Source organism: uncultured Capnocytophaga sp. (genome assembly GCF_938029845.1).
GTDB lineage: Bacteria > Bacteroidota > Bacteroidia > Flavobacteriales > Flavobacteriaceae > Capnocytophaga.
The window spans coordinates 1-2168 of the sequence record NZ_CALHGG010000016.1 but is presented as its reverse complement, the minus strand read 5'-3'; the positions used below and the strand labels follow the sequence as shown (position 1 = coordinate 2168).

Below are 2168 nucleotides of genomic sequence, written 5' to 3'. Positions count from 1 at the left end.
AAATATATATAGGTAAGACCATTCTTCTTATTTACAAAAGAACTTACTTCATAACGCTTGCCCATCTGCTGTAGGAAACTATAGGCATTACGAGGGTTAGCATATACCCCAATAACTACATAGTGTCCTGCTGGCACCCCTTCCATGGTCTCTGTCTTAACCGAAATAGGCGCTTGGTTCGGCTTCACCGGTTTAGGTTTTACCTCTGGATTGTGTGGTACCAAAGGTTGGGGTTCTTCTTTCTTAGGTTCTTCCTTAGCAGGTACCACAGGAAGCCTTGGAGGCTTAGGTGGGGCGGGTGGCGTGCGTTTTTGTCTCTCTCCACCGAACTGTACATTGAGGTATACTCCTAAAGTACTACCCAATTGAGGCACCTTCACACCCATGGCATTTTCGTACTCTATCCCAAGACTCCACTGCTGGCTAAGGTTAAAGCCCACCCCTGCTATAAGGACATTGCGCTGGGTATAACCGAGATTAGCCCAGCCCAAGGCGGGTAGGTCTATCATGGCATGTCCTCCGAAGTTAAACCCATCAAACTCCTTGGCAGCGCGGAAAGCCACTGACCAATAGCCATTTTCTAAGAGATCACTTCTGGAATCCAAGGCCTTGCGATACATAAGGTGTGCGGTGAAGGTTTTATCTCGAAACTCCGTCATAGCCTTAGACGCTCCAGCAGAATAGTCAATGAGGTTTTCCGCTGTCCCCATAAGGTAGAAATCCCCAAAGGCAAGATAGCCCCCAGGTTGGAGGACGAAGTCAAAGGAGTTACCCACCTGCAAGAGCGGATCGGCTGGGTCGGCCACACGGATACGTCCCTTGTCCAAGCCGCTAAAGGATGGAATCACATTGAGCCCCATGCCTATACGTACATTATCCGAGAGGTGAATGAGGTGTCCATAGTTAAGCACCACCCCATAGTTGGTCATCACCGTTACATTGCGCTTGTATAGGAAAAGGTTCATGGAGCTGGTCTCCCGCCAGTTGCGCCCATAGGAGAGTCCCATGAGTGAAAAATTATCATTCTTATAGCCCATCCACTGGTTACGATAGTACAGCCCCACGTTGTGTTCCTGATAATTGACAACAAGGGGAGCGGCAGGGTTAGCCACAAAGGTATTAAACCGTACAAAGGCATGGGTAGGCATCTGGTAAGGTACATAAAAGCCCTTTTGCTCTTGCGCCCAAGTGGAAACCATGGTCAAGAATAAAATACAAATCCTATAGTAGCGTCCTCTTTTCATTCTATTGTAATAGTGTTATGGTTCCGTTCTCTGTTTTTCCATCTTTTTCTAAGATATAGAAATAGTAGATGGCTGCCCCCCTCTGGCTCTCAGGTGGGGTAAAGTTCGGAAAATCATTATTATATTGGTTTGCCTGATAGACAATTTCTCCTGTTTGTTTATAAATAGTCACCTTGGCACCTGCCCACTGAGCTGGCAGCATCCACTTACGGTTAACGTCCTCTCCTGAGAGGAGTAGTGTATTAGGAATCTCATTACCATCATAAGAGACTGAATAGGTAATACTGATCACCCCTTCGGCATTGCCACAGTTCTCAGCATAAGGCGTTAGGTCTATGGTATCGCCCCCTATGCTCACCTGTCCTGTCTTGAGTTTCACCACAAACTGGTATTGGCCTACAGCTTCTCTAAAGGCAGGGTCTTTATAAGGGATGGCAGGAATAGTGTATTTCTTATCCGCTTCAGTGGTTACTTCTTTTTTGAGTGTCCAGGGCTGGGAGTCATCCTTGCGGTAATTCCAAGTATAGGTGAAGAGTTCCTGTTGGAAATCGCCTTCTAAAGTAGGAATGAGATCCAAGGCTTGCTTGTCCTGCAATTCAGCTACCCCTGTATTGGTAGTGATACGTACCGCTGTGGGCAGCTTGATATCTACGAGCTTAACTTCATTGGAGTTAAAAGCTCCATTGACCATTAGTCTATATACACTTAGAGAACCCGAACGAGTGGTGGTAAGCTCCTTACCCATACCGACCCCTGCTCCATCCTTTTTCCATTGGAGTGTATATTGGTCATAATCTGTACTGGGGACAAGGGTTTTCTTCTCTTCGCTGCCATTTACAATCACAGCCTCTAGGCTGGAGAGTTCCAAGATCGCATTGTTTGAACCACAAGGAGAAGTTCCTTGTTTGAAGCCTATAGTAGGGA

The 2168-nt window shown here is 46.6% G+C and carries 2 protein-coding genes; both read right to left on the bottom strand.

The features are described from left to right. The coding region (locus tag Q0625_RS01055; RefSeq protein WP_298823056.1) for a PorP/SprF family type IX secretion system membrane protein at nucleotides 1-1244 on the bottom strand (1244 nt) is incomplete at its 3' end. 1 nt (nucleotide 1245) lies between these two features. Next, on the bottom strand, nucleotides 1246-2168 hold a 923-nt coding region (locus Q0625_RS01050; protein ID WP_366125058.1), incomplete at its 5' end, for a gliding motility-associated C-terminal domain-containing protein.